Below are 22,806 nucleotides of genomic sequence, written 5' to 3' on the forward strand. Positions count from 1 at the left end.
ATCCACCTATTCATGCGGTGTTTGAACGGTTTTTCTGACAAATTAACAGTAAGATTCGAGGTATAGAGTTATGGGCACCATTGGAGGAATTTTTTCTAACGAATTAGCACTTTCCACTGCTAATGGATTTTTTTCGAGAATTTGTCCGCCCGGCAGCGACGTGTCTTTTATGATGTCGGGACGCTGCGGCATCTACCGCTGCCTGCTGGATCTGGCCCAGCGGGACACACGGAAAGTGGCCTACGTCCCCATGTACACCTGTGAGACGGTGCTGGCTCCCTTTCTGAAAGCCGGTTACCAGCTGCGGTTCTACGAGGTGGACCGGCAGCTGCACAGTGTGTTCGACCCGGCGGTGCTGGACGAGATCAGTGTGCTGTCCCTCTGCGGCTACTACGGCTTTTCCAACTATGACCACGACTTTGTCCGCCGGTGCAAGGACCGGGGGGTGACCATCTTTGAAGACGCCACCCATTCGATTCTGTCCGCCGACGGCATCGACCCCCTCTGCGACTATGTGGCCGGCAGCTTCCGCAAGTGGATGGGCGTCCCCTGCGGCGGCTTTGCCATCAAGTACGGCGGCGCCTTCACCGTCCCCTGTCTGCCGGTGGACCCCACCCATCTGGACCTGCGGTACAAAGCCATTGAGACTGGAGACGGCAATGTGTTCTGGGAGGGCGAGATGCTGCTGCGGCGAATTTTCGACTGCCACAGCGGCGACGAGACCTCGGAGCACATTCTGCGCTTTGCAGACCTGGAAACCATTTCCCGCCGCCGCCGGGAGAATTTCCAGGCGCTGCTGGACGGTATGCCCCAAACGCCCCAGGGCTTCGCCCCTGTGTTCTCCACGCTGCCGGAGGGTACGGTGCCCAGCCACTTTGTGCTCTATGCCGACGACCGTCCCCATCTGCAAGCCTTTTTGAAAGACCGCGACATCCGCTCCACCGTCTATTGGCCCAAAGCTGAGGTGGTGGACCTGACGGGCCACGACACCGTGGCGTACATCTACGACCATATTGTGGCCGTCCCCTGCGACCAGCGCTATACCCCCGCCGATATGGCACGCATCACCGACGCCCTGGGGGCCTATGCGCAGGCGTGGGCATCCCACGCCTGAGGCTCCCGCCCACCCCATATAGAGCATATTAGAGATAGATAGAGAAAGGTCTGATGATATGAAGATAGCCGCCGACGCCCCCTGCAGCTATGCGGAGATTGCGCTGCACTATCTGCGGGAGCAGATCATCAACGGCGAATTCCGGGCCCAGGAGAAGCTGGTGGAAACAGAGATTGCCCAGACGCTGGGTATCAGCCGCGGTCCCGTCCGGGACGCTCTGAAGCAGCTGGCTGTGGAAGGGCTGGTGGACTACCAGCCCAACCGTGGCTGCACCGTGGCGCTGTTGTCGCCCCGGGACGCCTACGAGGTGTTCTATCTCCGGGGCAATCTGGAGAAGATGGCTCTGGAAAAATGCAACTGTACCATTAGCGACGAGGGATTGTTCATCATGGAAAATGCTCTGGCGGAAATGCGGTCCTTCTCCGACCAGGACCCCATGTATCCCAAGGTCATGGCCGACACCCGGTTCCACCGGCAGATTGTCCTGGCCAGTCAGATGGACCGTCTGGTGAAGATGTGGGAGCTGCTGACGCCGCTCAACGGCGCCATGTTCCTGTCCATCCACAACGCCAACCACTCCCCCTTTGCCGACCGCATCGACCACCCCACCCGCGGCAATCTGGTCATGGCCCATGAGCAGATTCTGGCCGCCGTCCAGAAGCGGGATTTGCAGGAAGCCTGCCGCGTGCTGGACAGCCACTACACCAAAAACGGCGAGCGGGTCTACCGCCTTTCCCTCATGCAGGAAGCCGCCCAGGACGGCTGATGGACGCCCATACGCAACAAAAAAAGGATGCTGCGCCGCAGCATCCTTTTTTGTTCCGTATTCCTGCTTAACCGGGTTCCCGGACCGTCACGTGCATATGGTCCGCCGCCTCCCGCCAGGACACGCTGTGTCCCGCGCCGTGACTGCAAAAGATGGAGTCGGCGGGGTTCTCCGTGTCCCGCTCCCGGTCGTAGCCGGAGGCGGCGGCCACGGCCGCGCCGTCGGGACAGACCTCGTAGCCGTCGGGCTCCAGCTGCAAGCTGCCGCCGCCGCGGGTTTTGGTGGCAAAGTCCCGGCTGAAGGGCAGCATGGGGGCCACGGGACACCGGCCCGTCAGCCGCGTCCAGCTTCCCACCGTCTCCGGCAGGTCGCAGACGCCGCCCATGCGGGAAATCTCCGTTTGCAGCTTGGCCGCCGTGGACGGGTCGGCCTGGATGGTAAACCGGTACCAGGGCTCCAACACGAGCGTTTCCGCGTGGAACAATCCGTGACGGATGGCCCGGTAGACAGCCTGACGGAAATCACCGCCCTCCGTGTGCTTGTCATGGGCCCGTCCCCCCAGGAGCACCACGTTGACATCGGTGAGCGGCGCGCCCAGCATGGCCCCCACATGGGCCTTTTCCAACACATGGGTCTCGATGAGCCGCTGCCAGTTCAGCGCCAGATCGTCGGTGGAACAGCGGCTTTCAAAGGTGACGCCGGTCCCTCTGGGGTTGGGCTCCAGCAGCAGCTGGACCTCCGCGTAATGGCGCAGCGGTTCAAAGTGGCCGCAGCCCCGGACCGGTTGCGCGATGGTCTCCCGGTAGGCCACCGCCGGTTCCCCAAAGGTCACCTCCAGGTCGTACCGCTCCTTTACCGTCTGGGTCAGCACGTCCAGCTGCATCTCCCCGGCCACGGCTACATGGAGCTGATGCAGTCCCTCGTTCCATCGAACGGCCAGGGTGGGCTCCTCGTCCTCCAGCTGCCGGAAGATCTCCAGAAGACGGGTGGGCGCCGCGTCGGCCCGCACCTCCACCAGCAGGGGCGGCGGGGCCACCGATTCCCGATGGAGCAGCGTCTCCCCTGCCCGGTCTCCGGCCCGCAGGTCCTGCAGCCCTGTCACCGACACCAGTTCCCCGGCCCGGGCCTCGGCAATCTGCTCCCATTTGCCGCCCATCTGGCGGCGCAGCTGGTGGACCTTTTCGCCGTTTACAATCTGTCGGGGCCGTAATGTTCCCGACAAAATCTTGCAGCAGCAAACCCGCTCCTGCTTGTCCCGCCGGATTTGATAGGCCAGCAGCTCCAGGGGGCCGTCGGGGTCGTAGTCCGTCCGGCACAGCCGGTCCAGACCGTCCAGCAGACTGTCGATGCCCTCCCCTTTCAGGGCGCTGCCCCGGTACACGGGGAACAGACGCCGTTCCCGGAAGGCCCGTCCGGCAGCGGCCCAGCACGCGCCGTCGTCCAGCGTCCCCTCCAGATACGATTCCAGCAGGGCGTCGTCGGTCATGGCCACCTGTTCCCGGACCGCATCCGTCAGACCGTCCTGCATCCCACAAAATCCGTCGCCCCACCGGCGCAGCTGTTCGAGAACGCCGTCGGGGTCGGCCCCGGCCAGGTCGGTTTTATTGAGGAAGCAGAGGACGGGGATGCCCCGCCGCTCCAACAGCTGCCACAGCCGTTCCGTCCGGGCCGGAATGGGCCCCGACGCGCCGATCACCAGTATGGCCGCGTCCAGCGCCGCCAGACACCGCTCCATCTCCGGCGAGAAATCGCCGTGGCCCGGCGTGTCCAGCAAAAAATACCGGGTTTCCCCGTGGGAAAACACGGCCTGGGCCGAAAACACCGTGATGCCTCTGGCCCGCTCCACGGCGGTGAAGTCCATACAGGCCCCGCCGTCATCCACCCGGCCCACGGACCGCAGCGCGCCGCCCCGGTACAACAGCTGTTCCGACAGGGTGGTCTTGCCGCCGTCCACCTGGGCCAGAATCCCCAGCGTCACATTCACAGCGCCACCTCCCAGCCGTCGGGCAGGCCCTCCAGACACAGGGCAGACCAGTCCATGTCCGGCGCGGCCTTGGGAAACGCGCCGGGGTCGCCGGGGGGACACAGCCGCTTTTCATACCAGTGGACGCCGTGCCACCGGCCCAGCTTGTAGCCGCAGTCCGGCAGCACCGCCGTCAGCCGGTAGCCCATGGCCTCGTGGAACCGGCAGCTGGTCTCGTTTTCGCTGGTCACCAGGCCGTACAGCACCTGATAACCCTGCATGGCCCCCATGCGCTCCAACAGCGTGTAAAAGACCCGTCCCAACCCCTTACCGGCGGCCTCGGGCCGCAGATACACCGATAGATCGGCGGCCCAGCGGTAGGCCGCCCGTTCAAAGGCCCGGTCCAGATAGGCGTAGCCCAGCAGTTCTCCCGCCTCCTCGGCCACCAGCCATGGGCCGACGGCGGTGATGGTCCGGAACCGGTTGGTAAAGTCCGCCGCCGTGGGAACGGTGTATTCAAAGGTGATGGGCGTATTCAAAATGTACGGCCCGTAGATGTCCAGGATGCCGGGAACGTCCGATTCCCGCGCCAGTCGAATGCGTACCATAAATTCCTCCGTCACAAGAAAAAGAGCGCCGCCGCGGCAGCGCTCCAGCAGGCCGGCCCCGTCCTCCGGACGGCGTGTTCCAATTCAAAAACGCCGTTACCGTCCGGCAGAATCGCCGGGGCCTGGAAAGTATTCTGGAAACAGCCGCTCCGCCGCCTCGTTGAGGGCGCGGCAATAGGCCCGGTAACCTGCCAGCATGGTCCGGGCCTCGTCGGTCAGTTCCGCGCCGCCGCCATGGCGGCCGCCGGTGGACGACAGCAGCAGCGGGTACCCCAGGGATTCCTCGCAGCGGCGCACCACGGTCCAGGCCTTGGAATAGGCCATGCCCATGGACTGGGCCGCCGCCCGCAAGGACTTCCGCTCCGCCACCAGCTCCAACAGCTGGGCGATGCCGGGTCCAAAGCACTTGTCGTCCGTATAAAGCTGTATCCGCACCACAGGGTGCAATTCCGTCTGTTTCATAGGTGTAGTGTACCACGGCTTTTTCCCGCCGTCAACCGTTGACCTCCGGCGTCATCGGTGTTATTCTTACAAAAGAATCACGAAACGAAATGAGGATGTTTTTATGCTGGTATTGATTCGCGGCGCCGGTGATCTTGCCACCGGCACAGCTCTGCGGCTCCATCGGGCCGGGCTGTCGGTGGTCATGACCGATCTGCCCCACCCCACGGCCATCCGCCGCACCGTCTGTTTCTCCGAAGCCATCGTCCATGGCCGCTGCACGGTGGAGGACGTCACCGCCGTAGCCATCGAAACGCCCGACCAGGCCGCCGCCGTTCTGGCCGACGGCCACATTCCCATCCTGGCCGACCCGGCAGGCACGGCCATTGCCGCTCTGCGCCCCGACGCCGTGGCCGATGTCATTCTGGCCAAGCGGAACCTGGGCACAAAAATCACCGACGCCCCCATTGTGGTGGCGGCCGGCCCCGGCTTCACCGCCGGTGTGGACTGCCACGCCGTGGTGGAGACCATGCGGGGCCACTATCTGGGCCGGGTGATCTACGACGGCAGCGCCCAGCCCAACACCAGCGTCCCCGGTCTCATCGGCGGCTTTGCCGGAGAACGGGTCCTGCGGGCCCCGGCGGACGGCGTGTTCCGCTGCGTCCGGGCCATCGGCGATCAGGTGGAGGCCGGAGACGTGGCGGCCACCGTGGACGGCGTTCCCATGACCTGCACCATCGGCGGCATCCTCCGGGGACTGCTGGCCGACGGCACCCCGGTCCACAAGGGCATGAAATCCGGCGACGTGGACCCCCGCTGCGCCATCGATCACTGTTACTGTGCCTCCGACAAGGCGCTGGCCGTGGGCGGCGGCGTCCTGGAAGCCATCCTCCATTTTGCGTCAAAGAAAGGCGGTATCTGAACATGGAATCGGAAGTCAAACTGACCAAATTGGCCTCCTGCGCCGGGTGCGGTGCGAAAGTAGGCGCGGGCGTGCTGGCCCAGCTACTGGAGGGATTGCCGGTCCACCGGGACGAGAATCTTCTGGTGGGCTTCGACAAGTCCGACGACGCCTCGGTGTATCGGATTTCCGACGAGCTGGCGTTGGTCCAGACCGTGGACTTTTTCCCGCCCATTGCCGACGACCCGCATCTCTTCGGCCAGATTGCCGCCACCAACGCCCTGTCCGACGTTTACGCCATGGGCGGCGAGCCGAAGCTGGCATTGAATCTCCTGTGCGTACCGGAGAAAATGCCCAAGGACGCCGTCCATCAGCTGCTGCGGGGCGGCTATGAGAAGGTCTATGAGGCCGGGGCCATCATCACCGGCGGCCACAGCATTCTGGACCCGGAGCCCAAATACGGCCTGGCCGTCACGGGCTTTGTCCACCCGGAGAAAATGCTCACCAACAGCGGCGCTAAGCCCGGCGATGTGCTGCTGCTGACAAAGCCCCTGGGCATCGGCATTCTGACCACGGCGGCCAAGGCTGATCTCTGCCCCGCCGACGCCCTGGCCCTGGCCCACAAGCTCATGACGACGCTGAACAAGAGCGCCCGGGACCAGATGGTGCAGTACAACGTTCACGCCTGCACCGACGTGACGGGCTTCGGCTTCCTGGGTCATCTTTTGGAGCTGGCCCAGGGCAGCGGCGTTGCCGTCACCGTGGACACCGCCGCCATGGATTTGATTCCCGCCGCGCTGGAGCTGGCGGAGATGGGGATTCTGCCGGAGGGTATGTACCGCAACCGGAAATTTGCCGAGTGTGCCGTGGATGGCGGCGATGTGTCCCTGGCCGTCCAGGACGTGCTCTACGACCCCCAGACGGCAGGCGGTCTCCTGATGGCCGTGGACCCGGCCGACGCCGACGCGCTGCTGGCGGCCCTCCGGCCGGTGGTCCCCAGCGCCCAGCGGGTGGGCGTCGTATCGGCATATCAGGACGGCCCCCGTATCAAACTGATCTGACGGCTTCCAATGCCCGATCAATGTCGGTCTCCGTGGAAAAACAGCCCCAGGAGAACCGCACGGTCCCTCTTGGGAAGGTTCCCAGGGTCTTGTGGGCCGACGGGGCACAGTGGAGGCCGCAGCGGGTGAGAATACCGAAGTCCCGCTCCAACGCCTCGGCCACCTCGGCGTTGTCCCGCCCGGGAAAGTCGAGACTGACCACCCCCACCCGGCCCTCCACCGTGTCGGGTCCGATGACGGACACGGTGGGAATGGACCGGACGCCGTCCAGGAACCGGGCTGTCAAGGCCCGGTCGTGGGCGGCAATGGTCTCGATGCCCGTCCATTCCAGATATGCCAGCGCCGCTTCCAGACCGTAGATGCCCGGCACGTTGGGGGTCCCCGGCTCGAAGCGGTCCGGCATATAGGAGGGGATCTCCTCCGAGTCGGAGGCGCTGCCCGTGCCGCCGGAGATCACGGGTGTCAGCTGGGCCGCAAAGACCGGGTCCAGCAGCAGCGCCCCCATGCCCGACGGCCCCAGCAGCCCCTTGTGGCCCGGCACCGACAGAGCCGACAGGCCCAGCGCAGAGAAATCCACCGGTATATGGCCCGCCGTCTGGGCGCCGTCGAGACAGAACGGAACCCTGTGGCGGTGGCAGATCTCTCCCACCGCCGCCGCGTCCTGAATCGTCCCGGACACGTTGGAGCCGTGGGCCAGGACCACCAGCCGGGTGTCGGGCCGCAAGGCGTTCTCCACGTCCTTGGGTTCCAGCCGCCCCACGGCGTCGCAGGGTACCCGTGTGAAGGTCACGCCCTGTCTGGCCAACGCCTGTAAGGGCCGCATGACGGCGTTGTGCTCCATGGAGGATACCACACAGTGGTCCCCTGGCCGCAGATAGCCCGACAGCACCAGATTGAGGCCCCAGGTGTTGCCCGGCGTCAGCACAGCGTGGGTCATGGGCGCAAACTGGAACAGCCGGCACAGCCGCTGCCGCAGACGCAGCTCCATCATGCCCGCCGCCTGGGCAGGGCCGTAGACGGACCGGTTCACCGTGGCCCCCACCTCCTCCAGATACCGGGCCATCTGCCGGGGGACCTGGGGCGGCTTGGGAAAGGATGTGGCGGCGTTGTCCAGATAGACTGTCTCCATAGTGGTTCCTCCTCCTGTGATTTTCTCCAGTGTAACACAACGGACTGCAAAAGTAAAACTTGCATTTTTCCACACCATGCGTTATCCTCATAGGAGAATAACAAACGGCAGTCTCACGCCATTGGACAACGGCGCCGGACGAGGGCGGCTGCTCCGAAGGAACGTTTGACACTTGCCGGAAGGCTGCCCCTTTGGGGCAATCGATTCGGCAAGGGCCGCAGGCACAACGGCGTGGGACCGCCAAAACGAAGAAAGAAGGATGACAATGACAAAAAAAATACCGTGGCTCGTGATTCTCACGGGCGTTGTCACGGGCTTGGCGGCCCTGGTGCTGACCAAGGCCGGTAACCCCGGCAATATGGGCTTCTGTATCGCCTGCTTCCTCCGGGATATCTCCGGCAGCGTGGGCCTCCACACGGCGGCCAAGGTCCAGTACATCCGTCCCGAGATCATCGGTCTCGTCCTGGGCGCCTGCATCATGGCCCTGGTGCGGGGCGAATTCACGGGCCGCGCCGGTTCCACCCCCGCCCTGCGGTTCGTCATCGGCGCGTTCGTCATGGTGGGCGCCTTGGCCTTTCTGGGCTGCCCCCTGCGGATGGTCCTGCGGCTGGGCGGCGGCGACGTGACCGCCATTGCCGGCCTGTTGGGCTTCGTCGTGGGCATTCTGGTGGGCGTGCTCTTCCTGAAGAAAGGGTTTTCTCTGGGCCGCGCCTACAAGGTCAAGAAAACCGAGGGCTTCGTCCTACCGGCCATTATGATCTTCCTGCTGGTGCTGCTGCTGGTCAAGCCCGCTTTCCTGTATTTCTCTGAAGCCGGCCCCGGCTCCATGCATGCCGCATTGCCCATCTCTCTCATCGCCGGTCTGGTGGTGGGCGCGCTGGCCCAGCGCAGCCGCCTGTGTACGGCCGGCGGCATCCGAGACATGATGCTCTTTAAGGATTTCCACCTGCTGACGGGCCTTCTGGCCATCTTTGTGACGGTTTTGATCGGCAATCTGATTCTGAACCAGTTCAATCCCACCGCCGCCGTACAGCCTGTGGCCCACCACGACTATGTGTGGAGTTTTCTGGGTATGGCCCTGGCGGGCTGGGGCTCCACGCTTCTGGGCGGCTGCCCCCTGCGGCAGCTGATCCTGGCCGGTGAGGGCAACGGCGACAGCGCTGTGACCATCCTGGGCATGATCGTGGGCGCGGCCTTTGCCCACAACTTCGGTCTGGCCGGCAACGCCGACGCCATGACCGACGGCGTCTTCACCGCCGGCGGCGTGGCTCCCGCCGGACGCATTGCCGTGGTCCTGGGCCTGGTGGTCCTGGCCGTCATCTCCATCGCCAATCTCTACAGAGGAGGAAAGCAGAAATGATCGATGCAAGAGGTCTCGCCTGTCCCATGCCCGTGGTCATGGTGCAGAAAGCCGTCAAGGACGGCGCGCCCGCCACGGTGGAAGTGCTGGTGGACAACCAGTGCGCCGTGGAAAATATCACCCGCTACGCCTCCCATCAGGGCTATCGCGTCTCCGTGCAGGAGCAGGAGAACGAGGAATTCGCCCTGACGCTGACCAAGTGATATGCAGTACGTGGCCACATTCCACACCCATCTGAGCGCCATGCTCACCTGTCAGGCGCTCCAGGACCACGCCGTGGACGCCCGGATGTCCCCGGTCCCCCGGGCCCTCAGCTCCTCCTGCGGCACCTGTGTCCGCTACGAAGCCGCCGATCCCTGCCGCGGCCTGCTGGATGCGGACCTGGAGGCGGTCTACGAGGAACAGAACGGTTCCTACAGACTTTTGTTCTCCGGCGACAGTCATTGACGGCATTTTCACCAAAGGCATCAGGTTAAACAATTTGATACCCGTCATTTTGTACAGAACAGAGATCCTGCTTGTCCCCCGTTGACAAGCAGGATTTTTCTGCTATACTGAAGTCACAAACAACAAACAAGCACTTCAAACCAGAAAAGGAGGAGAGTCCAATGTACTAAACAGCCGCAGTCCAACCCCAATCCCTTTTGGTGGCATGCAGTTGGGAATAGCGCAGCCACAGCAGTCCTGATCTTGTAGGTCGCACCGCATGTTCCGCGTGTCGGATTACCGATGAAGAAGAATTGACCGGGCGTGATGGCCGTGTATCGGCAATGGGTTTGTGAACGATGGAACAATCCCCCGCTATCAGACGTACCCGAGACAATTTGTTTCCCAGCGCGAAGAACTGCCGTCGCTGACCGCCATGTGAAGTTGCTGGATTCCATTTGGGGCAGTTGGCCTGACAGACTGTAATCTCAATCAAGTACGAATATCCACAGATCACTTTTGTACCTCGAGTGGATCACAGCCGATTCCATCTTTGTTGTTTGTTGGATATAGATGTTCGCTGTTTTCCCGCAATGGTCCTTACCGAATGGTATCGATTCCGAGACTACGTTTCATACAGTAGATAGTAGAATCAACAGGTACACAAAGAGAATAGGAGTTTTACAATTTGAATATTGAAGTTATCTAGCACCCGGCAACAGTCTTATGTTGTCGGGTGCTCCTTTATTATATATCAGGCAACACCGTACTTTTTTGCAGGGCATCACGGTTTTTCTTGCAAATGGCCGCGATTCCTGATATGATACACATATCATTCAGTACGACAATGTAGTAAAGGAGCGCATTCCAATGATTACCGTCCACAACGGCGGCCATTTCTACCGCAATGGCCAGTTCCTGACCGAAGAGGCCGGCATCGCCGCCGGTCTGCGTCCCGATACCGGCAAGACCGGCACCATGGCCTATGGCGTTCTGTCCCGGCACAACACCTCCGGGTCCATGGACTTCCTCAAGATCAAATTCGACGCCATGGCCTCCCACGATATCACCTATGTGGGCATCATCCAGACGGCCCGGGCCTCGGGTCTCACGGAGTTTCCCCTGCCCTATGTGCTGACCAACTGCCACAACAGCCTTTGCGCCGTGGGCGGCACCATCAATGAAGACGACCATGTATTCGGTCTCAGCGCCGCCAAGAAGTACGGCGGCGAGTTTGTCCCGACCCACCAGGCGGTCATCCACAGCTATATGCGGGAAATGTACGCCGGCGGCGGCAAAATGATCATCGGTTCCGACTCCCACACCCGTTACGGCGCTTACGGCACCATGGCCATCGGCGAGGGCGGCCCGGAGCTGGTCAAGCAGCTGCTCCGTAAGACCTATGACATCGCCTATCCCCGGGTCATTGCCATCTACCTCACCGGCGCGCCCCGGCCCGGCGTGGGTCCCCAGGACGTAGCCATTGCCCTCATCGGCGCGACGTTCTCCCAGGGCACCGTGAAAAACGGCGTCATGGAGTTCTTCGGCCCCGGCGTGGCCAATCTGGCCATGGACTACCGCAGCGGCATCGACGTCATGACCACGGAAACCAGCTGCCTCAGCTCCATCTGGTGCACCGACGAGACGGTGAAAAAGTCTCTGGAAGCCCATGGCCGCGGCAGCGACTATCAGGCCCTGTCCCCTGCCGACGGCGCCTACTATGACTGCGTCATTGAGGTGGATTTGAGCAAGGTGGAGCCTATGATCGCCCTGCCCTTCCATCCCTCCAACGCCTATACCATCCGGGAGTTCAACGCCAACCTGGAGGACATTCTCCACAAGGTGGACGAGGACACCATGGTGAAGCTGGAACTGAAAACCAAGCCTGAAAGCCTGCTGCGGAAGATCCGCAACGGCAAATTCTACGCCGATCAGGGCGTCATTGCCGGATGTTCCGGCGGCACCTATCAGAATCTGCGCAAGGCCGCCCAGATTCTGGACGGTACGCCCATCGGCTCCGATGCCTATTGGCTCAGCGCCTACCCGGCCAGCCAGCCCGTCATGATGGAGCTGGCCCGCACCGGCGAGTTGGCCAAGCTCATGGCCTCCGGCGTCTCTGTCCGGTCGGCCTTCTGCGGTCCCTGCTTCGGTGCCGGCGACGTCCCCGCCAACGGCGCATTCTCCATCCGCCATTCCACCCGCAACTTCCCCAACCGGGAGGGCTCCAAGCCCGGCGACGGCCAGGTGTCCTATGTGGCACTGATGGACGCCCGTTCCATTGCCGCTTCCTCCCTCAACGGCGGCGCCATCACCTCCGCCATGGACTTGGGACTGGAGCCGGAGGAGTCCTTTGTGGAATACCACTTCGACGACTCCGCCTACCGCCGCGTTTACCACGGTGTGGGCCATCCCCAGAAGGATGCCGAACTGGTCTTCGGCCCCAACATCGCCGACTGGCCCAGCCAGATTCCCATGCCGGAGAACCTCTATCTCACCGTGGCCGCGGCCATCTATGACCCTGTCACCACCACCGACGAACTGATCCCCTCCGGCGAGACCTCCTCCTACCGCTCCAATCCCTTGAAACTGTCGGAGTTCGCTTTGAGCCGCAAGGACCCCCAGTATGTGGGCCGCGCCAAGGCCGTGCTGGCCGTGGAACAGCTGCGCCGGGAAAACCCCAATGCCACTGCTGTGATCGCTGCCCTGGACGGCCACGACGCCGCCACCACGGGCTTGGGCAGCGTGGTCATGTCCATCCGGCCCGGCGATGGCTCCGCCAGAGAGCAGGCGGCTTCCTGCCAGCGCGTTCTGGGCGGCTGCGCCAACCTGTGTGAAGACTTTGCCACCAAGCGCTATCGCTCCAACGTGATCAACTGGGGCATGGTGCCGTTCACCGTGACGGATATTGTGCAATATAACATTCAGCCCGGTGACAAGCTGTACATCCCCGGCATCAAGGCCGCCCTGGAGTCCGGCGCGGAATCCATCGACGCCACCTTGACGCAAAACGGCGTCTCCACCACCATTCCCCTGAAGCTGGAACGCCTGACGGCGGAGGACCGGGAGATCATCCTCTCCGGTTGTCTCATCAATTATTACGCAAAATAAGCACAAAAAATCGTGGATGCTGCGGCATCCACGATTTTTCAGTTCCATACGTTCAAAACAAATCATTGAGACTGCCGAAGGTATCCATCCAGTTATCCAGCCTGTCTTCCACAGATTGACCTGCCACGAACATTCCCTCGGCCGCCTGCTCGCACAGCTTTCCGCCGGTCCAAACGGTCATGGAGATCACCGCCGCCAAAAGTACCGCCGTCATGGTCAGATGGGCGCCGGTCATGGGTACCCCAAAGATTTTTACCAGCAGCAGCGTAATCAGGCCGCACCAGAACACCGCGCCAAGAATCAGCGCCAGGGCCGCGCCCATTCCCCACCCAAAGAGAATGAACAGCACGGTCAATATCAGGGCGGCGCTGCTGAAAACCGTATTCACGCCCACCGCCAGAAGTACATAATAAAAGCCGGCATTGACCCGGGTCAGTTTGATCTGCAAAAAGACAGCCAAAACAGATAGCGCCAGCGCAATAACGGCAATCCGCGCACCCGTGAGCCAAGTGGTGAAAAACGGCACATAGATATCGGTCCGGCCACCGGAAGTTCCGGCAACCGATTCCACAATGGCATGGAGTGATTTGCTGCTGGCAGCAAACAGCACAAGCCCGGCCAAAACCACATGGAGTACCATCATCGTCACAGCCAGCGCCGAATCCCGCGCCTTGAGTACGCCGGTGGTCGTCTTGATGGGGTCGCGCCAGTAGTCCCGCAGAAACAACGTCACGCGTCCCAATGGCTCTTTCAGTTTTTTCCAATAGATATTCTCTCCGGCCGGAGCCGCCTGAAACATGGGCCGGTCCTCCGCCATGTCCGTTGGGGTGCTGCGCTCCTGGACCGCAGCCTCTCCGGACGTCTGCGGCTCTGCCACCTCTGCGCTCTCCCGGGGCGCATCCAGCGACTTTGTTTCTTCTTGCTCCGGCTGACAGTTGCATACACCGTCCTCTGGCAGTAATTTCCCGCAGTATGTGCAAAAGCGGTCCATGATTGCTCCTCCTTCATGCTTTGAATACCGCGGTACGGTGAGAATGCGACGCGCACGCGCCTGCTTCTGTATGTGTGCCGCGCATGGCTTCCCATTCCGGCAGTTCTGCCGGTGTATTTGGTATTATCATAATGCCCTGGCCCGGCGCTGTCAATCTTCGACTGGTTTCCCATAAAAATTCATGCGTTTGCAGCGTACCACAAAAACAGACCGTCAACGCACGTGCATCCAGTTTCTATACAGTATTCGTTTTTTGCATACCAAGAATATGGCTGAAATTTCACCGTTTGTCCGATTTTTCTTGACAATTCACCTTGGTAAATGGTATGATATCTCTACGCCGCTGTGGCGAAACAGGCAGACGCAAGGGACTTAAAATCCCTCGGTGGCAACACCGTACCGGTTCGATCCCGGTCAGCGGCACCACGCCGGAGCAAAGTCCACTTTGCTCCGGCGTCTTTTTATTATGGATGGGACAAACAAGACGCCATCCGCCTTTCATACCACCGCACCCAATCCCCAATCGACAGAAACAGGAGGGCGTCCATGCAAAAGGTAGTCTATATCAGCAACAGCCGCGATGTGACGGAACAGACCGACGTCAACCGCAATCCATATTTGGTGCATCTGAACAAACTGTTGGAGGAGGGCTGGGTTGTCTCACAGATGAACACCCAGACGGTGGAGGTGGACCCCAAGCTGGAGCACTATCTCCACAAGGAAACGCTGGTGTCCTTTGTAATTCTCGAAAAACCCGACTGAACCCGGCCATCGTCCGTCAACCGTGTCTTCGGCTCCCGTTGGAGTCGAAGACTTATTTTTTTATTAATATTGCAAGAAAATCATAAGAAAAAATTTATCAAACGCCTACTTGACATCTCGGAATACTGGTATATAATATTAATAACAATACTTATTATTGCTAAGGAGGCAATGACAATGAGCATCAAGGGAACACAGACCGAAAAAAATCTGCTGGCCGCCTTCCAGGGCGAGTCCATGGCCCGGAACAAGTACACCTTTTTCGCCCAGCGCGCCAAGCAGGAAAACCATCCGGAAATCGCTGCCCTTTTCGACAGCCTCTCCACCAACGAAGCCATGCACGGCAAGCTGCTCTATCAGAAGTTGATGGGTATCGGCAACACCGCCGAAAACCTTCAGGCCGCCGCTACCGGTGAGTACGGCGAATGGAGCAGCATGTATCCCGATTTTGCAGCTCAGGCCCGTCAGGAAGGCTTTGAGGACATTGCCGCTCTGTTTGAGAATATCGCCAAGATCGAAAAAGACCACGAAATGCGCTTTATGCAGGCCTTGGTAAAGCTGCAAGAGGCCGGCGTTGCCGCCGAAACCCCCGCTCCTGCCGCTGCCGCCGCTCCCAAGACTGTGACGGTCCAGGGTTACCGCTGTCAGTTCTGCGGCGCAACGTACGAGCATCGCCCCGATGTCTGCGAGGTCTGCGGCGCCATTGGTTCCTTCGAGGAAACCTCGTTCAAGAAAACTGTGTGATCCCCTCTTCTTTGAATTGCTATAGATAGTAAAAAAGCAGCATGCCGGGCATGCTGCTTTTTTTGCTTTTCTATCAATGATTCAGACGGCCGGGGCCTCTTGCGCCACTGTCTCCTCCGGTTCGGGCTGCGGTCTGGGCCCGCCGAAGACAAATTTGACGCTGCCCGTGGGACAGGCCTCCACGCACTTGCCGCAGGCCGTACACCGCAGGGGATTCACGCGGGCCAGCGCATTGTCCATCTTGATGGCGTTGTTGGGGCAGACCTTACTGCACTTGGTACAGCCGATGCAGCCGGCCTTACAGACATCGATTACGGCTTTGCCGCGCTCCAGGTTGGAGCAGACGTTGATAACCTGTTGTTTGGCCGAGAAAATACCGATGACCCGGTTGGGACAGACATTGGCGCAGAGGCCGCAGCCGGTGCATCGGTCCCGGTCCACCACGGCCACGCCCTTTTCGATGCGGATGGCGTTGTTGGAACAGACGGCCATGCAGTCGCCGTTGCCGAGACAGCCGAAGGCACAGGCGTCCGGTCCGCCGAACAGCAGCCGCGCCGCGGCGCAGCTCTTGACGCCCTGATAATTCATACGGACGTCGGTTTTGGTGCAGTCACCGGCGCAGCAGACCACGGCCACGCGCTTTTCCACCTCACCGGCCTCGATGCCCAGCACCGAGGCAATTTCCGCCGCACAATCCGCGCCGCCGGGGACGCAGATATTGGGGCGGGTCTCCTTGCCGGAAGCCAACGCCTGCGCATACCCGTCGCAGCCCGCATAGCCGCAGGCGCCGCAGTTGGCGCCGGGCAGGGCGGCACGAATGGCCGGGAACCGCGGGTCTTCCTCCACGGCCATGACCTTGGAGGCAACTGCCAGAATGACGCCGCAGACAAGACCGATGACGGCCACGGCAATGGCGGCGGTCAGAATGATGTTCACCATACTCCGTTCCCCCTCCTTATCGGCCGAACAGGCTGTTGATTACGCCGCCGAAGCCCTGGAATGCCGCCGCCAGAATGGCCGCCGACACCAGGGTAATCGGTAGGCCCCGGAATGCCTTGGGGGCGTCGCAGTGCTCGGTGCGGATGCGGATGCCGGAGAACAGCACCATGGCCAGGAAGAAGCCCAGGCCGGAGCCGAAGGAGTTGAACATGGCCTCGGCGAAGTTGTACTTCTCCTGAATGTTCAGCACCGTCACACCCAGGATGGCGCAGTTGGTAGTAATCAGCGGCAGGTAGATACCCAGGGAACGGTGCAGGGCGGGGATGTAGCGCTTGAGGACGATTTCCACCAGCTGCACCAAGGCGGCGATGACCAGGATAAAGACGATGGTCTGGAGATAGCCCAGGTTGTTGGGGTCCAGCAGGTACGTTTGAATGGGCCAGGTGACAGCGGTGGCCAGCAGCATAACGAAAATGACGGCAATGGACATACCGGCGGCCTGGTCCAGCTTTTTGGACACGCCCAGGAAGGGGCAGATACCCAGGAACCGCTGCAACACATAGTTGTTGACGAAGACGGCGCTGAGCATGATAAAGAGCAGATTTTTAAAGTCCATACCTCATGCCTCCTTTCCCAGTTTGCCGCAGACTGCCCGGTGGGGGCAGGCGCCGCAGCCGGTGGCCTCGTGTTTGACGCGGCCATGGGTCACCTTTGCCACCAGGGCGATGAGGCAGCCAAAGACGAAGAAGCCGCCGGGGCTCTGGCTGAGGATGGGAATGTTATACTCGGAGAAGAACGGCAGATCGTGGCCCGCGAAGGAGCCGGAGCCCAGGACCTCACGGATGGTGCCCATGACCGTCAGGGTCAGGGTGAAGCCCAGGCCCATGCCCAGGCCGTCGAGGGCCGAGTGGAAGACGCCGTTTTTGCTGGCGAACATTTCGGCGCGGCCCAGGATGATGCAGTTGACGACGATCAGCGGCAGGAACACGCCCAGGGAGTCGTACAGGTCTTTAAAGTACGCCTGAACCAGCATTTGCACCACGGTGACGAAACCGGCAATGACGACGATGTAACAGGGAATGCGCACCGTGTCGGGAATCACTTTCCGCAGCAGAGAGATGAGCATATTGGAGCACAGCAACACCATGGTGGCCGCCAACCCCATACCCACGGCGGTGCTGACGGATGTGGAGGTAGCCATGGACGGGCAGGTGCCAAGGACCAGGACCAACACGGGATTCTCCTTGATGATGCCCCGAAGCAAAATATCGAGGCCGGACTGTTTTTGACATTCTTTCTTCATTTCTCCGCCTCCTTATTCTGCGTCCACCAGAGCCAGGGCGTCAAAGGCCGCCTGGATGGCGGCGATCATGCCGCCCGAGGACTTGGTGGCGCCGCTGACAGCTTCGATTTCCGAAACGTCCGTGACGCCGGGCAGCTGCTGCTGGAACTCGGAGCCGTCGCCCACCACGGGGTCGCTGATACCGGCGCTCTCACCGTGGGTCAGGACCTTGGTACCGGTGATGGCGCCCGCCGGGTCAATGCCCACCATGACCTGGATGTTGCCGCCGAAGCCCTTGCCGTAGGTGGTAAAGACGTAACCGGCGCCGTTTCCGGCCTTTTGAATCTTGACCACGTTTTCCGGCAGCTCCAGGCCGGTAACATCGGTGAAGTCGGTGCCGTCGGGCATGACCTCCAGCAATGCCGCTTGTGCTGCGGCCTTCTCCTGAGCCTGGATGATGGGGGCCGTCAAATCGTTGACAAACGCCAGAATGGCGGCGATGGCGAAGGCAATGACGGTCAGGACCACCACCGGCGCCGCCAGGGAACTCTTTTTTGTTGCCGTCATATCACGCACCTCCCAGGGGCTTCATGCGCACCACACGGTCGATGTGGGGCGTGAGAATGTTCATCAGCAGAATGGCGTAGCTGACGCCCTCGGGGACAGAGCCCCACAGGCGGATCATCATGGTCAGCAGGCCGCAGCCCACACCATAGATCAGCTTGCCCTTGTCGGTCATGGGAGACGTGGTGTAATCGGTGGCCATGAAAAATGCGCCCAGCATCAAGCCGCCGCCGAACATCTGCAAGCCCAGGTTTTGACCGGCCAGCAGGGACACCACCAGAACCGTGGCCAGGTACGTCACAGGGATGTGCCAGGTGATCACCCGGCGGTACAGCAGGTACGCGCCGCCCAAAAGCAGCGCAATGGTGCAGGTCTCGCCCAGGCTGCCGCCGCGGGTGCCCAGGAGCATGGCGCCAAGGCCCGGATACACCGCGCCGTCGGCCAGGGGCGTGGCCGACGTGACGCCGTCCACTTTAAAGGTGGTCATGGCCCCGCCGAAGCCGCACAGCAGCAGAATAACGCGGGCGGTGATGGCGGGGTTGGCGAAGTTCTGACCGATGCCGCCGAAGAGCTGCTTCACCACTACAATGGCGATGACGCTGCCCAGACCCGCCACCCAGTACGGGATATCCGCAGGCAGGCAGAAGGCCAGCAGGGTACCGGTGACGGCGGCAGACAGATCATTCACCGTATTGGGACGGCCCGTGGCCCGTTCAAACAGGTCTTCGGCCAGCAGGGCTACGCCGACGCAGACAATGGTGACGGCCAGCGTCCGGATGCCGAAAATCCAGATGGAGGCCAGCAGGGCGGGGACCAAGGCGATGAGCACATCGCGCATGATGGTATGGGTGCTGTCCTTGCCCCAGATATGGGGTGCGGACGATACGACCATGAGTTTCAGCATGATTTCGCCTCCTCCTTTTTGGGCTGTGTGGCCAGGAACCGTTTCATGAGCTTATGGCTGGTGACCAAATCCCGATGGGCGGGACAGACGTAGGCGCAGCAGCCGCATTCCATGCAGAGGCTTGCGCCGATCTGGCGCAGCCGGTCCACATCCTTGCGGGCGAAGGCCTCGGTCATCTCAAAGGCCATGAGGTTCATGGGACAGTGCTGGGCACAGCGGCCGCAGCGGATGCAGGCGGTGGAATCGGGCTTGACGGCCTCTTTGGCCCCCAGGGCCAGGAGACTGCCGCAGTTCCACAGCAGCGGGAACTCCAGGTCCGGCAGAGCCGTACCCATCATGGGGCCGCCAGAGATGATTTTGGCCGGTTCCTGGACGAAGCCGCCCACGGCCCGGAACAGGGCCTCCACCGGTGCGCCGATGGGAGCGATGACCAGTCCCGGCGTCCGGACGGCGGAACCGTCCACGGTGACCAGCTTCTGGACCAGGGGCATACCGGTCCGTAAGTACCGGGCGATAAACACGGCGGTGTTGACGTTGAGGACCATACAGCCCACGTCCTTGGGCAGCTTGCCGCCGGGTACCACCCGGCCCGTGGTCTCCAAAATCAGCATTTTTTCCGCGCCCACGGGGTAGAACTCCCGCAGCTGCTGAATCTCTACATTGGGGATCTGGGAGAACGCGTCCAGCAGCGCCTGGGGCGGGTGTTTGACGCCGATGATGGTCTTTTCAATGGCCAGCCGGGACTGGACGATGGCAATGCCCTCGGCCAGATCGGCGGCATAGTCCCGCATGGTCACATGGTCGGCGGTGCAGTAGGGCTCGCACTCGGAACCGTTGATGATCAGCCGGTCCACCGATGCGTTGAGCTTGACCCAGGTGGGAAACCCCGCGCCGCCCAGGCCCACCAGGCCGCTGCTGCGGATGGCTTCCAGGAACGACGGCGCGTCGGGGACCTCCGGCGGCTTGACGCCTTCCCAGACGGTCTGTTTGCCGTCGGAGGCGATCACCAGGGAGTCCACCACATAGCCCGTCGCCAGACGCAGCTTTTCAATGCCCTCCACAGTACCGGACACCGTGGCATGGAGCGGCACGCCAATGCCGCTGCCGTAGGTGGAAATGGGCTGGCCCACGGCCACCGTGTCGCCCTTTTTCACCGTGAACGAGCTGGAATTGGTACCCAGCAGCGCCAGAGGCAGCCGGACCCGCGGCGGGACCTTCAGCTCCACGGGTGTGCAGTTGGCCGTGTTTTTATTGGCGGCAACAAAGATACCCTTCGCCCTTCTCTTCAAAATCACTCACTCCTCTTTTTGATGCGGCGTCCGTCCGCCCCGGTACCACCCCGGAAGGCAGTGCAAATCTTCATACAATTTGTCTTGCTGGAATTTTTAATTTTTTGCTGGTTTTTTCCCATTTCGCCGGCCAGAACGGTGCATTTCCCCTCTGGCGGAACCCTTGGGACCGGCAGCATCTCCCGGGCTGCCACCCCTGCCCCCTCTCTGTTTCCAACGTGTGACGAAGAACTCGCTACAAATGTTTCGATAACTTTTTACGGATTAAAAGTTGAGTTTTTCTATCCAAATTGATAATACACAATTCTTTTTCCACTTGCAAGATGTTTTTTACCATTGCCCCGCGGAAAAGAGAAATTGGTTCATATTGCCGGAAATTCCCTCCTGCGCACCGGTCCGCCGCCGCCTGTCCGGCCCTCGCTCCTGGGGCCTGGACACCTTCGGCGGTCTTTTATTTTTTTGTACAATTTCTCTGACAGAGTTTCCCACGCTTTTGCCGTGCTGCCCCTGGGAATGTCCTGTAAAATTCCCCATGATTCCACCCAGTGTCTTCCGGGTTTTCTCTGAAATATCATACGATTTCCCGTCCATCTTCCCGGCAGATGCCCCAAATTGACAGAAAAATTCCCCCGCACCTCTTGTCCGTCTATTTGTCGTTTTCATCCGGCAGCCAGCTCCCCCGACGGGTTCGACCATACGGTTTCACAGGATTCTCTTTTTATCACTTTTAACAAAATCGGATTTGATTCTTTTTAGAACTTCGTGGGGTTTTCCAGGACTTTCACCGTGCTAGCCGAAATGCTCCAACTGAATTCCTCCTACATATTGTATGATTATAGGGTTCTCCCCCTCCGGAGCTGCCGCACCCACCGCTTTGCAGCGGACCCCGTTCCGATTGCGCGGACTGCCCATCTTGTTTTCTTGGTTTTTGTTGGACTTTTCCCAGGGACATTGGCTCCCACCGACGGTTTTTACCCCTGCCGGCACATCCTTTACCCCACCGGTTTTATGGCAAAAAGTTTACATTTGAAATGCAGTTCATTTAGATTGTCCCCGTCAGGCGGACACCTTTTTCTTCCAGCCAACCCTGTTTCTGTTGTCATGTCACATTCTACCCCTGAAAATAATTGATTTTTTCTCTTGCAGAATTTTTTACCGAAAAATTTTTTACACTTTCTACAATCATTTGTCTTTGTCAGAGATACAGTTTCTTTCTCCATTCCGTTGCAGATGTTTGCACCATTTTGCAAGCCCTCTTCATCCGTCCGTCATGGACAGGTCCGTTGGTACTTTTTTTCACTAATTATAAAAACCGCACTATTTTCATCAATATCGGCGGTTTTTTGAAAAAAGAACGGATTTTTACTTGCTTTTTTACGTAGATGTTTGTATAATCTAGTAAAGTATCTTGGGTTTGAGATTGCATTCGGATGGGAGCCTGTATCATGCAAGGGTCACCCTTGCATGACTTTTTGTTGCAAAAAGTCGGCTTTCTCCACAAACTTGAAATGAGGTGAACCCCCTGTGAATTCAAAAACCCTGCTGTACATCCTCAAACGAATTCTGCTGGCGATTTTGACCGTATGGGTGGTGATCACCGTGACGTTCTTTGTCACGCGTATCATCCCCGGCGGCCCGTTTCTCAGTGAGAAAGCCGTCACGCCCGCCGCTCAGGCGGCCATGGAGGCTAAGTACGGCCTGGACAAGCCGGTGTTTGAGCAGTACATCACCTATTTAAAGGATGTTGTAACCAGGCTGGATTTTGGCCCCTCCCTGAAGCAGCGCGGCCGTGATGTCATTGACATCATCGGCGACGGTATCAAGGTCTCGGCCAAGTTGGGCGTCATTGCCGCCGCCGGCGCCGCTGTGGTGGGCATTATTTTAGGCTCTGTTGCCGCTCTGCGCCGCAACAAACTCATCGACAAGATCATCATGGTCATCACCACGGCCTTCGTCTCCATGCCCTCCTTTATTATGGGCTCCCTGTTACTGGTACTGTTTGCCCTGAAACTAGGCATTCTGCCCGCCAACGGCACCACAGCCTCCGGCCTGATTCTTCCTGTCATCACTCTGGCCCTGTATCCCGCCGCCTACATCACTCGTCTGACCCGTTCCTCCATGCTGGACGTGCTGGGTCAGGACTACATCCGCACCGCCCGGGCCAAGGGCGTGGCCGGATACCGCATCATCTTCGGCCACGCGCTGAAAAACTCCCTTATCCCCGTGCTGACCTACCTGGGTCCCATGCTGGCCTACATTGTCACCGGTTCCCTGGTGGTGGAGAAGATCTTTTCTGTGCCCGGCATTGGCCGCTCCTTCGTTAACAGCATCACCGGCCGCGACTACCCCCTGGTCATGGGTACTACCATTGTACTGGCCGTCCTCATCGTCATCATGAATTTGATTACCGACATCCTCTATAGGGTCGTCGATCCCCGCATCAATTTGGAATAA

22 protein-coding genes and 1 tRNA gene are annotated in these 22,806 nt (G+C 60.5%); 12 read left to right on the forward strand and 11 right to left on the reverse strand.

Annotated elements, in window-relative coordinates:
• The first annotated feature begins 169 nt into the window (after positions 1-169).
• Both ACTQ33_RS06690 and ACTQ33_RS06695 read left to right on the forward strand, forming a co-directional pair.
• A complete protein-coding gene (locus ACTQ33_RS06690) occupies positions 170-1,114 on the forward strand; it encodes a DegT/DnrJ/EryC1/StrS aminotransferase (protein ID WP_441463238.1) in 945 nt (314 codons plus the stop codon).
• A 58-nt stretch (positions 1,115-1,172) separates the two neighbouring features.
• Positions 1,173-1,880 (forward strand): GntR family transcriptional regulator, encoded by a 708-nt coding sequence (locus ACTQ33_RS06695; RefSeq protein WP_441463240.1) that lies wholly within the window; start codon positions 1,173-1,175, stop codon positions 1,878-1,880.
• Positions 1,881-1,947: 67 nt separating this feature from the next.
• On the opposite strand, the gene ACTQ33_RS06700 is transcribed toward ACTQ33_RS06695, so the two are convergent.
• The 3 genes from ACTQ33_RS06700 to ACTQ33_RS06710 form a co-directional block, all read right to left on the reverse strand.
• A complete protein-coding gene (locus ACTQ33_RS06700; RefSeq protein ID WP_441463242.1) occupies positions 1,948-3,864 on the reverse strand; it encodes a GTP-binding protein in 1,917 nt (638 codons plus the stop codon).
• On the reverse strand, positions 3,861-4,451 hold the full coding sequence (locus ACTQ33_RS06705) for a GNAT family N-acetyltransferase (protein ID WP_441463244.1): 591 nt from the start codon (positions 4,449-4,451) through the stop codon (positions 3,861-3,863). Before ACTQ33_RS06705 ends, ACTQ33_RS06700 begins: the two co-directional genes overlap by 4 nt.
• Before the next feature lie 96 nt (positions 4,452-4,547).
• On the reverse strand, positions 4,548-4,913 hold the full coding sequence (locus tag ACTQ33_RS06710) for a winged helix-turn-helix domain-containing protein (protein ID WP_441463246.1): 366 nt from the start codon (positions 4,911-4,913) through the stop codon (positions 4,548-4,550).
• A 103-nt stretch (positions 4,914-5,016) separates the two neighbouring features.
• Here ACTQ33_RS06710 and yqeB point away from each other — a divergent pair, with 103 nt between their 5' ends.
• Together yqeB and selD are read left to right on the forward strand one after the other, a co-directional pair.
• Complete coding sequence (gene yqeB, locus ACTQ33_RS06715; protein ID WP_441463248.1) at positions 5,017-5,814, forward strand: selenium-dependent molybdenum cofactor biosynthesis protein YqeB; 798 nt, start codon at positions 5,017-5,019, stop codon at positions 5,812-5,814.
• A 2-nt stretch (positions 5,815-5,816) separates the two neighbouring features.
• Positions 5,817-6,854: a selenide, water dikinase SelD gene (selD, locus tag ACTQ33_RS06720; RefSeq protein WP_441463250.1), complete on the forward strand. Its 1,038-nt coding sequence runs from the start codon at positions 5,817-5,819 to the stop codon at positions 6,852-6,854.
• Here selD and ACTQ33_RS06725 read toward each other — a convergent pair.
• Entirely contained in the window at positions 6,841-7,983 is a 1,143-nt protein-coding gene (locus tag ACTQ33_RS06725) for an aminotransferase class V-fold PLP-dependent enzyme (RefSeq protein WP_441463251.1), read from the reverse strand. The genes selD and ACTQ33_RS06725 overlap by 14 nt on opposite strands.
• 265 nt (positions 7,984-8,248) lie before the next feature.
• On the opposite strand from ACTQ33_RS06725, the gene yedE reads away from it, so the two are divergent.
• The 4 genes from yedE to ACTQ33_RS06745 all read left to right on the forward strand — a co-directional run bounded on the left by yedE (position 8,249) and on the right by ACTQ33_RS06745 (position 12,877).
• Positions 8,249-9,343, forward strand: a complete 1,095-nt coding sequence (gene yedE / locus ACTQ33_RS06730) for a YedE family putative selenium transporter (protein ID WP_441463253.1) — start codon at positions 8,249-8,251, stop codon at positions 9,341-9,343.
• Positions 9,340-9,546, forward strand: a complete 207-nt coding sequence (locus ACTQ33_RS06735) for a sulfurtransferase TusA family protein (RefSeq protein ID WP_441463254.1) — start codon at positions 9,340-9,342, stop codon at positions 9,544-9,546. Before yedE ends, ACTQ33_RS06735 begins: the two co-directional genes overlap by 4 nt.
• Position 9,547: 1 nt before the next feature.
• Complete coding sequence (locus tag ACTQ33_RS06740; RefSeq protein ID WP_441463255.1) at positions 9,548-9,790, forward strand: DUF3343 domain-containing protein; 243 nt, start codon at positions 9,548-9,550, stop codon at positions 9,788-9,790.
• A gap of 849 nt (positions 9,791-10,639) precedes the next feature.
• Complete coding sequence (locus ACTQ33_RS06745; protein WP_441463257.1) at positions 10,640-12,877, forward strand: hydratase; 2,238 nt, start codon at positions 10,640-10,642, stop codon at positions 12,875-12,877.
• 52 nt (positions 12,878-12,929) lie between these two features.
• Here ACTQ33_RS06745 and ACTQ33_RS06750 read toward each other — a convergent pair whose 3' ends face one another.
• The gene (locus tag ACTQ33_RS06750) at positions 12,930-13,868 is read right to left on the reverse strand and encodes a hypothetical protein (protein ID WP_441463259.1); all 939 of its coding nucleotides are present in this window, start codon (positions 13,866-13,868) and stop codon (positions 12,930-12,932) included.
• A gap of 339 nt (positions 13,869-14,207) precedes the next feature.
• Between ACTQ33_RS06750 and ACTQ33_RS06755 the strand changes: the two genes are divergently transcribed.
• The 3 genes from ACTQ33_RS06755 (at position 14,208) to ACTQ33_RS06765 (ending at position 15,374) form a co-directional block, all read left to right on the forward strand.
• A tRNA-Leu gene (locus ACTQ33_RS06755) sits at positions 14,208-14,294 on the forward strand.
• A 120-nt stretch (positions 14,295-14,414) separates the two neighbouring features.
• Entirely contained in the window at positions 14,415-14,630 is a 216-nt protein-coding gene (locus ACTQ33_RS06760; protein WP_441463261.1) for a hypothetical protein, read from the forward strand.
• Between the two features lie 177 nt (positions 14,631-14,807).
• The gene (locus ACTQ33_RS06765; RefSeq protein WP_441463263.1) at positions 14,808-15,374 is read left to right on the forward strand and encodes a rubrerythrin family protein; all 567 of its coding nucleotides are present in this window, start codon (positions 14,808-14,810) and stop codon (positions 15,372-15,374) included.
• Between the two features lie 81 nt (positions 15,375-15,455).
• On the opposite strand, the gene ACTQ33_RS06770 is transcribed toward ACTQ33_RS06765, so the two are convergent.
• The 6 genes from ACTQ33_RS06770 to ACTQ33_RS06795 are packed head-to-tail and all read right to left on the reverse strand — an operon-like array spanning position 15,456 to position 20,352.
• Positions 15,456-16,313, reverse strand: a complete 858-nt coding sequence (locus ACTQ33_RS06770; RefSeq protein WP_441463265.1) for an RnfABCDGE type electron transport complex subunit B — start codon at positions 16,311-16,313, stop codon at positions 15,456-15,458.
• A gap of 16 nt (positions 16,314-16,329) precedes the next feature.
• Complete coding sequence (locus ACTQ33_RS06775) at positions 16,330-16,929, reverse strand: electron transport complex protein RnfA (protein WP_441463267.1); 600 nt, start codon at positions 16,927-16,929, stop codon at positions 16,330-16,332.
• A 3-nt stretch (positions 16,930-16,932) separates the two neighbouring features.
• Positions 16,933-17,616: an electron transport complex subunit RsxE gene (gene rsxE, locus ACTQ33_RS06780; protein WP_441463269.1), complete on the reverse strand. Its 684-nt coding sequence runs from the start codon at positions 17,614-17,616 to the stop codon at positions 16,933-16,935.
• A 12-nt stretch (positions 17,617-17,628) separates the two neighbouring features.
• On the reverse strand, positions 17,629-18,162 hold the full coding sequence (locus ACTQ33_RS06785; protein ID WP_441463271.1) for an FMN-binding protein: 534 nt from the start codon (positions 18,160-18,162) through the stop codon (positions 17,629-17,631).
• 1 nt (position 18,163) lies between these two features.
• The gene (locus ACTQ33_RS06790) at positions 18,164-19,063 is read right to left on the reverse strand and encodes an RnfABCDGE type electron transport complex subunit D (protein ID WP_441463273.1); all 900 of its coding nucleotides are present in this window, start codon (positions 19,061-19,063) and stop codon (positions 18,164-18,166) included.
• Complete coding sequence (locus ACTQ33_RS06795; RefSeq protein WP_441463275.1) at positions 19,057-20,352, reverse strand: RnfABCDGE type electron transport complex subunit C; 1,296 nt, start codon at positions 20,350-20,352, stop codon at positions 19,057-19,059. The genes ACTQ33_RS06790 and ACTQ33_RS06795 overlap by 7 nt, the downstream gene beginning before the upstream one ends.
• Before the next feature lie 1,524 nt (positions 20,353-21,876).
• Here ACTQ33_RS06795 and ACTQ33_RS06800 point away from each other — a divergent pair.
• Positions 21,877-22,806, forward strand: coding sequence for an ABC transporter permease (locus tag ACTQ33_RS06800; RefSeq protein WP_441463277.1), 930 nt, complete (start codon positions 21,877-21,879; stop codon positions 22,804-22,806).

The organism is Candidatus Avoscillospira sp. LCP25S3_F1, assembly GCF_052117125.1.
GTDB lineage: Bacteria > Bacillota > Clostridia > Oscillospirales > Oscillospiraceae > Avoscillospira_A.

Coding starts and splice junctions, on each gene's coding strand:
- ACTQ33_RS06690 (WP_441463238.1), top strand. CDS start 170: ATGATGTCGGGACGCTGCGGCATCTACCGCTGCCTGCTGGATCTGGCC.
- ACTQ33_RS06695 (WP_441463240.1), top strand. CDS start 1,173: ATGAAGATAGCCGCCGACGCCCCCTGCAGCTATGCGGAGATTGCGCTG.
- ACTQ33_RS06705 (WP_441463244.1), bottom strand. CDS start 4,451: ATGGTACGCATTCGACTGGCGCGGGAATCGGACGTTCCCGGCATCCTG.
- ACTQ33_RS06710 (WP_441463246.1), bottom strand. CDS start 4,913: ATGAAACAGACGGAATTGCACCCTGTGGTGCGGATACAGCTTTATACG.
- yqeB (WP_441463248.1), top strand. CDS start 5,017: ATGCTGGTATTGATTCGCGGCGCCGGTGATCTTGCCACCGGCACAGCT.
- selD (WP_441463250.1), top strand. CDS start 5,817: ATGGAATCGGAAGTCAAACTGACCAAATTGGCCTCCTGCGCCGGGTGC.
- ACTQ33_RS06725 (WP_441463251.1), bottom strand. CDS start 7,983: ATGGAGACAGTCTATCTGGACAACGCCGCCACATCCTTTCCCAAGCCG.
- yedE (WP_441463253.1), top strand. CDS start 8,249: ATGACAAAAAAAATACCGTGGCTCGTGATTCTCACGGGCGTTGTCACG.
- ACTQ33_RS06735 (WP_441463254.1), top strand. CDS start 9,340: ATGATCGATGCAAGAGGTCTCGCCTGTCCCATGCCCGTGGTCATGGTG.
- ACTQ33_RS06740 (WP_441463255.1), top strand. CDS start 9,548: ATGCAGTACGTGGCCACATTCCACACCCATCTGAGCGCCATGCTCACC.
- ACTQ33_RS06745 (WP_441463257.1), top strand. CDS start 10,640: ATGATTACCGTCCACAACGGCGGCCATTTCTACCGCAATGGCCAGTTC.
- ACTQ33_RS06750 (WP_441463259.1), bottom strand. CDS start 13,868: ATGGACCGCTTTTGCACATACTGCGGGAAATTACTGCCAGAGGACGGT.
- ACTQ33_RS06760 (WP_441463261.1), top strand. CDS start 14,415: ATGCAAAAGGTAGTCTATATCAGCAACAGCCGCGATGTGACGGAACAG.
- ACTQ33_RS06765 (WP_441463263.1), top strand. CDS start 14,808: ATGAGCATCAAGGGAACACAGACCGAAAAAAATCTGCTGGCCGCCTTC.
- ACTQ33_RS06770 (WP_441463265.1), bottom strand. CDS start 16,313: ATGGTGAACATCATTCTGACCGCCGCCATTGCCGTGGCCGTCATCGGT.
- ACTQ33_RS06775 (WP_441463267.1), bottom strand. CDS start 16,929: ATGGACTTTAAAAATCTGCTCTTTATCATGCTCAGCGCCGTCTTCGTC.
- rsxE (WP_441463269.1), bottom strand. CDS start 17,616: ATGAAGAAAGAATGTCAAAAACAGTCCGGCCTCGATATTTTGCTTCGG.
- ACTQ33_RS06785 (WP_441463271.1), bottom strand. CDS start 18,162: ATGACGGCAACAAAAAAGAGTTCCCTGGCGGCGCCGGTGGTGGTCCTG.
- ACTQ33_RS06790 (WP_441463273.1), bottom strand. CDS start 19,063: ATGCTGAAACTCATGGTCGTATCGTCCGCACCCCATATCTGGGGCAAG.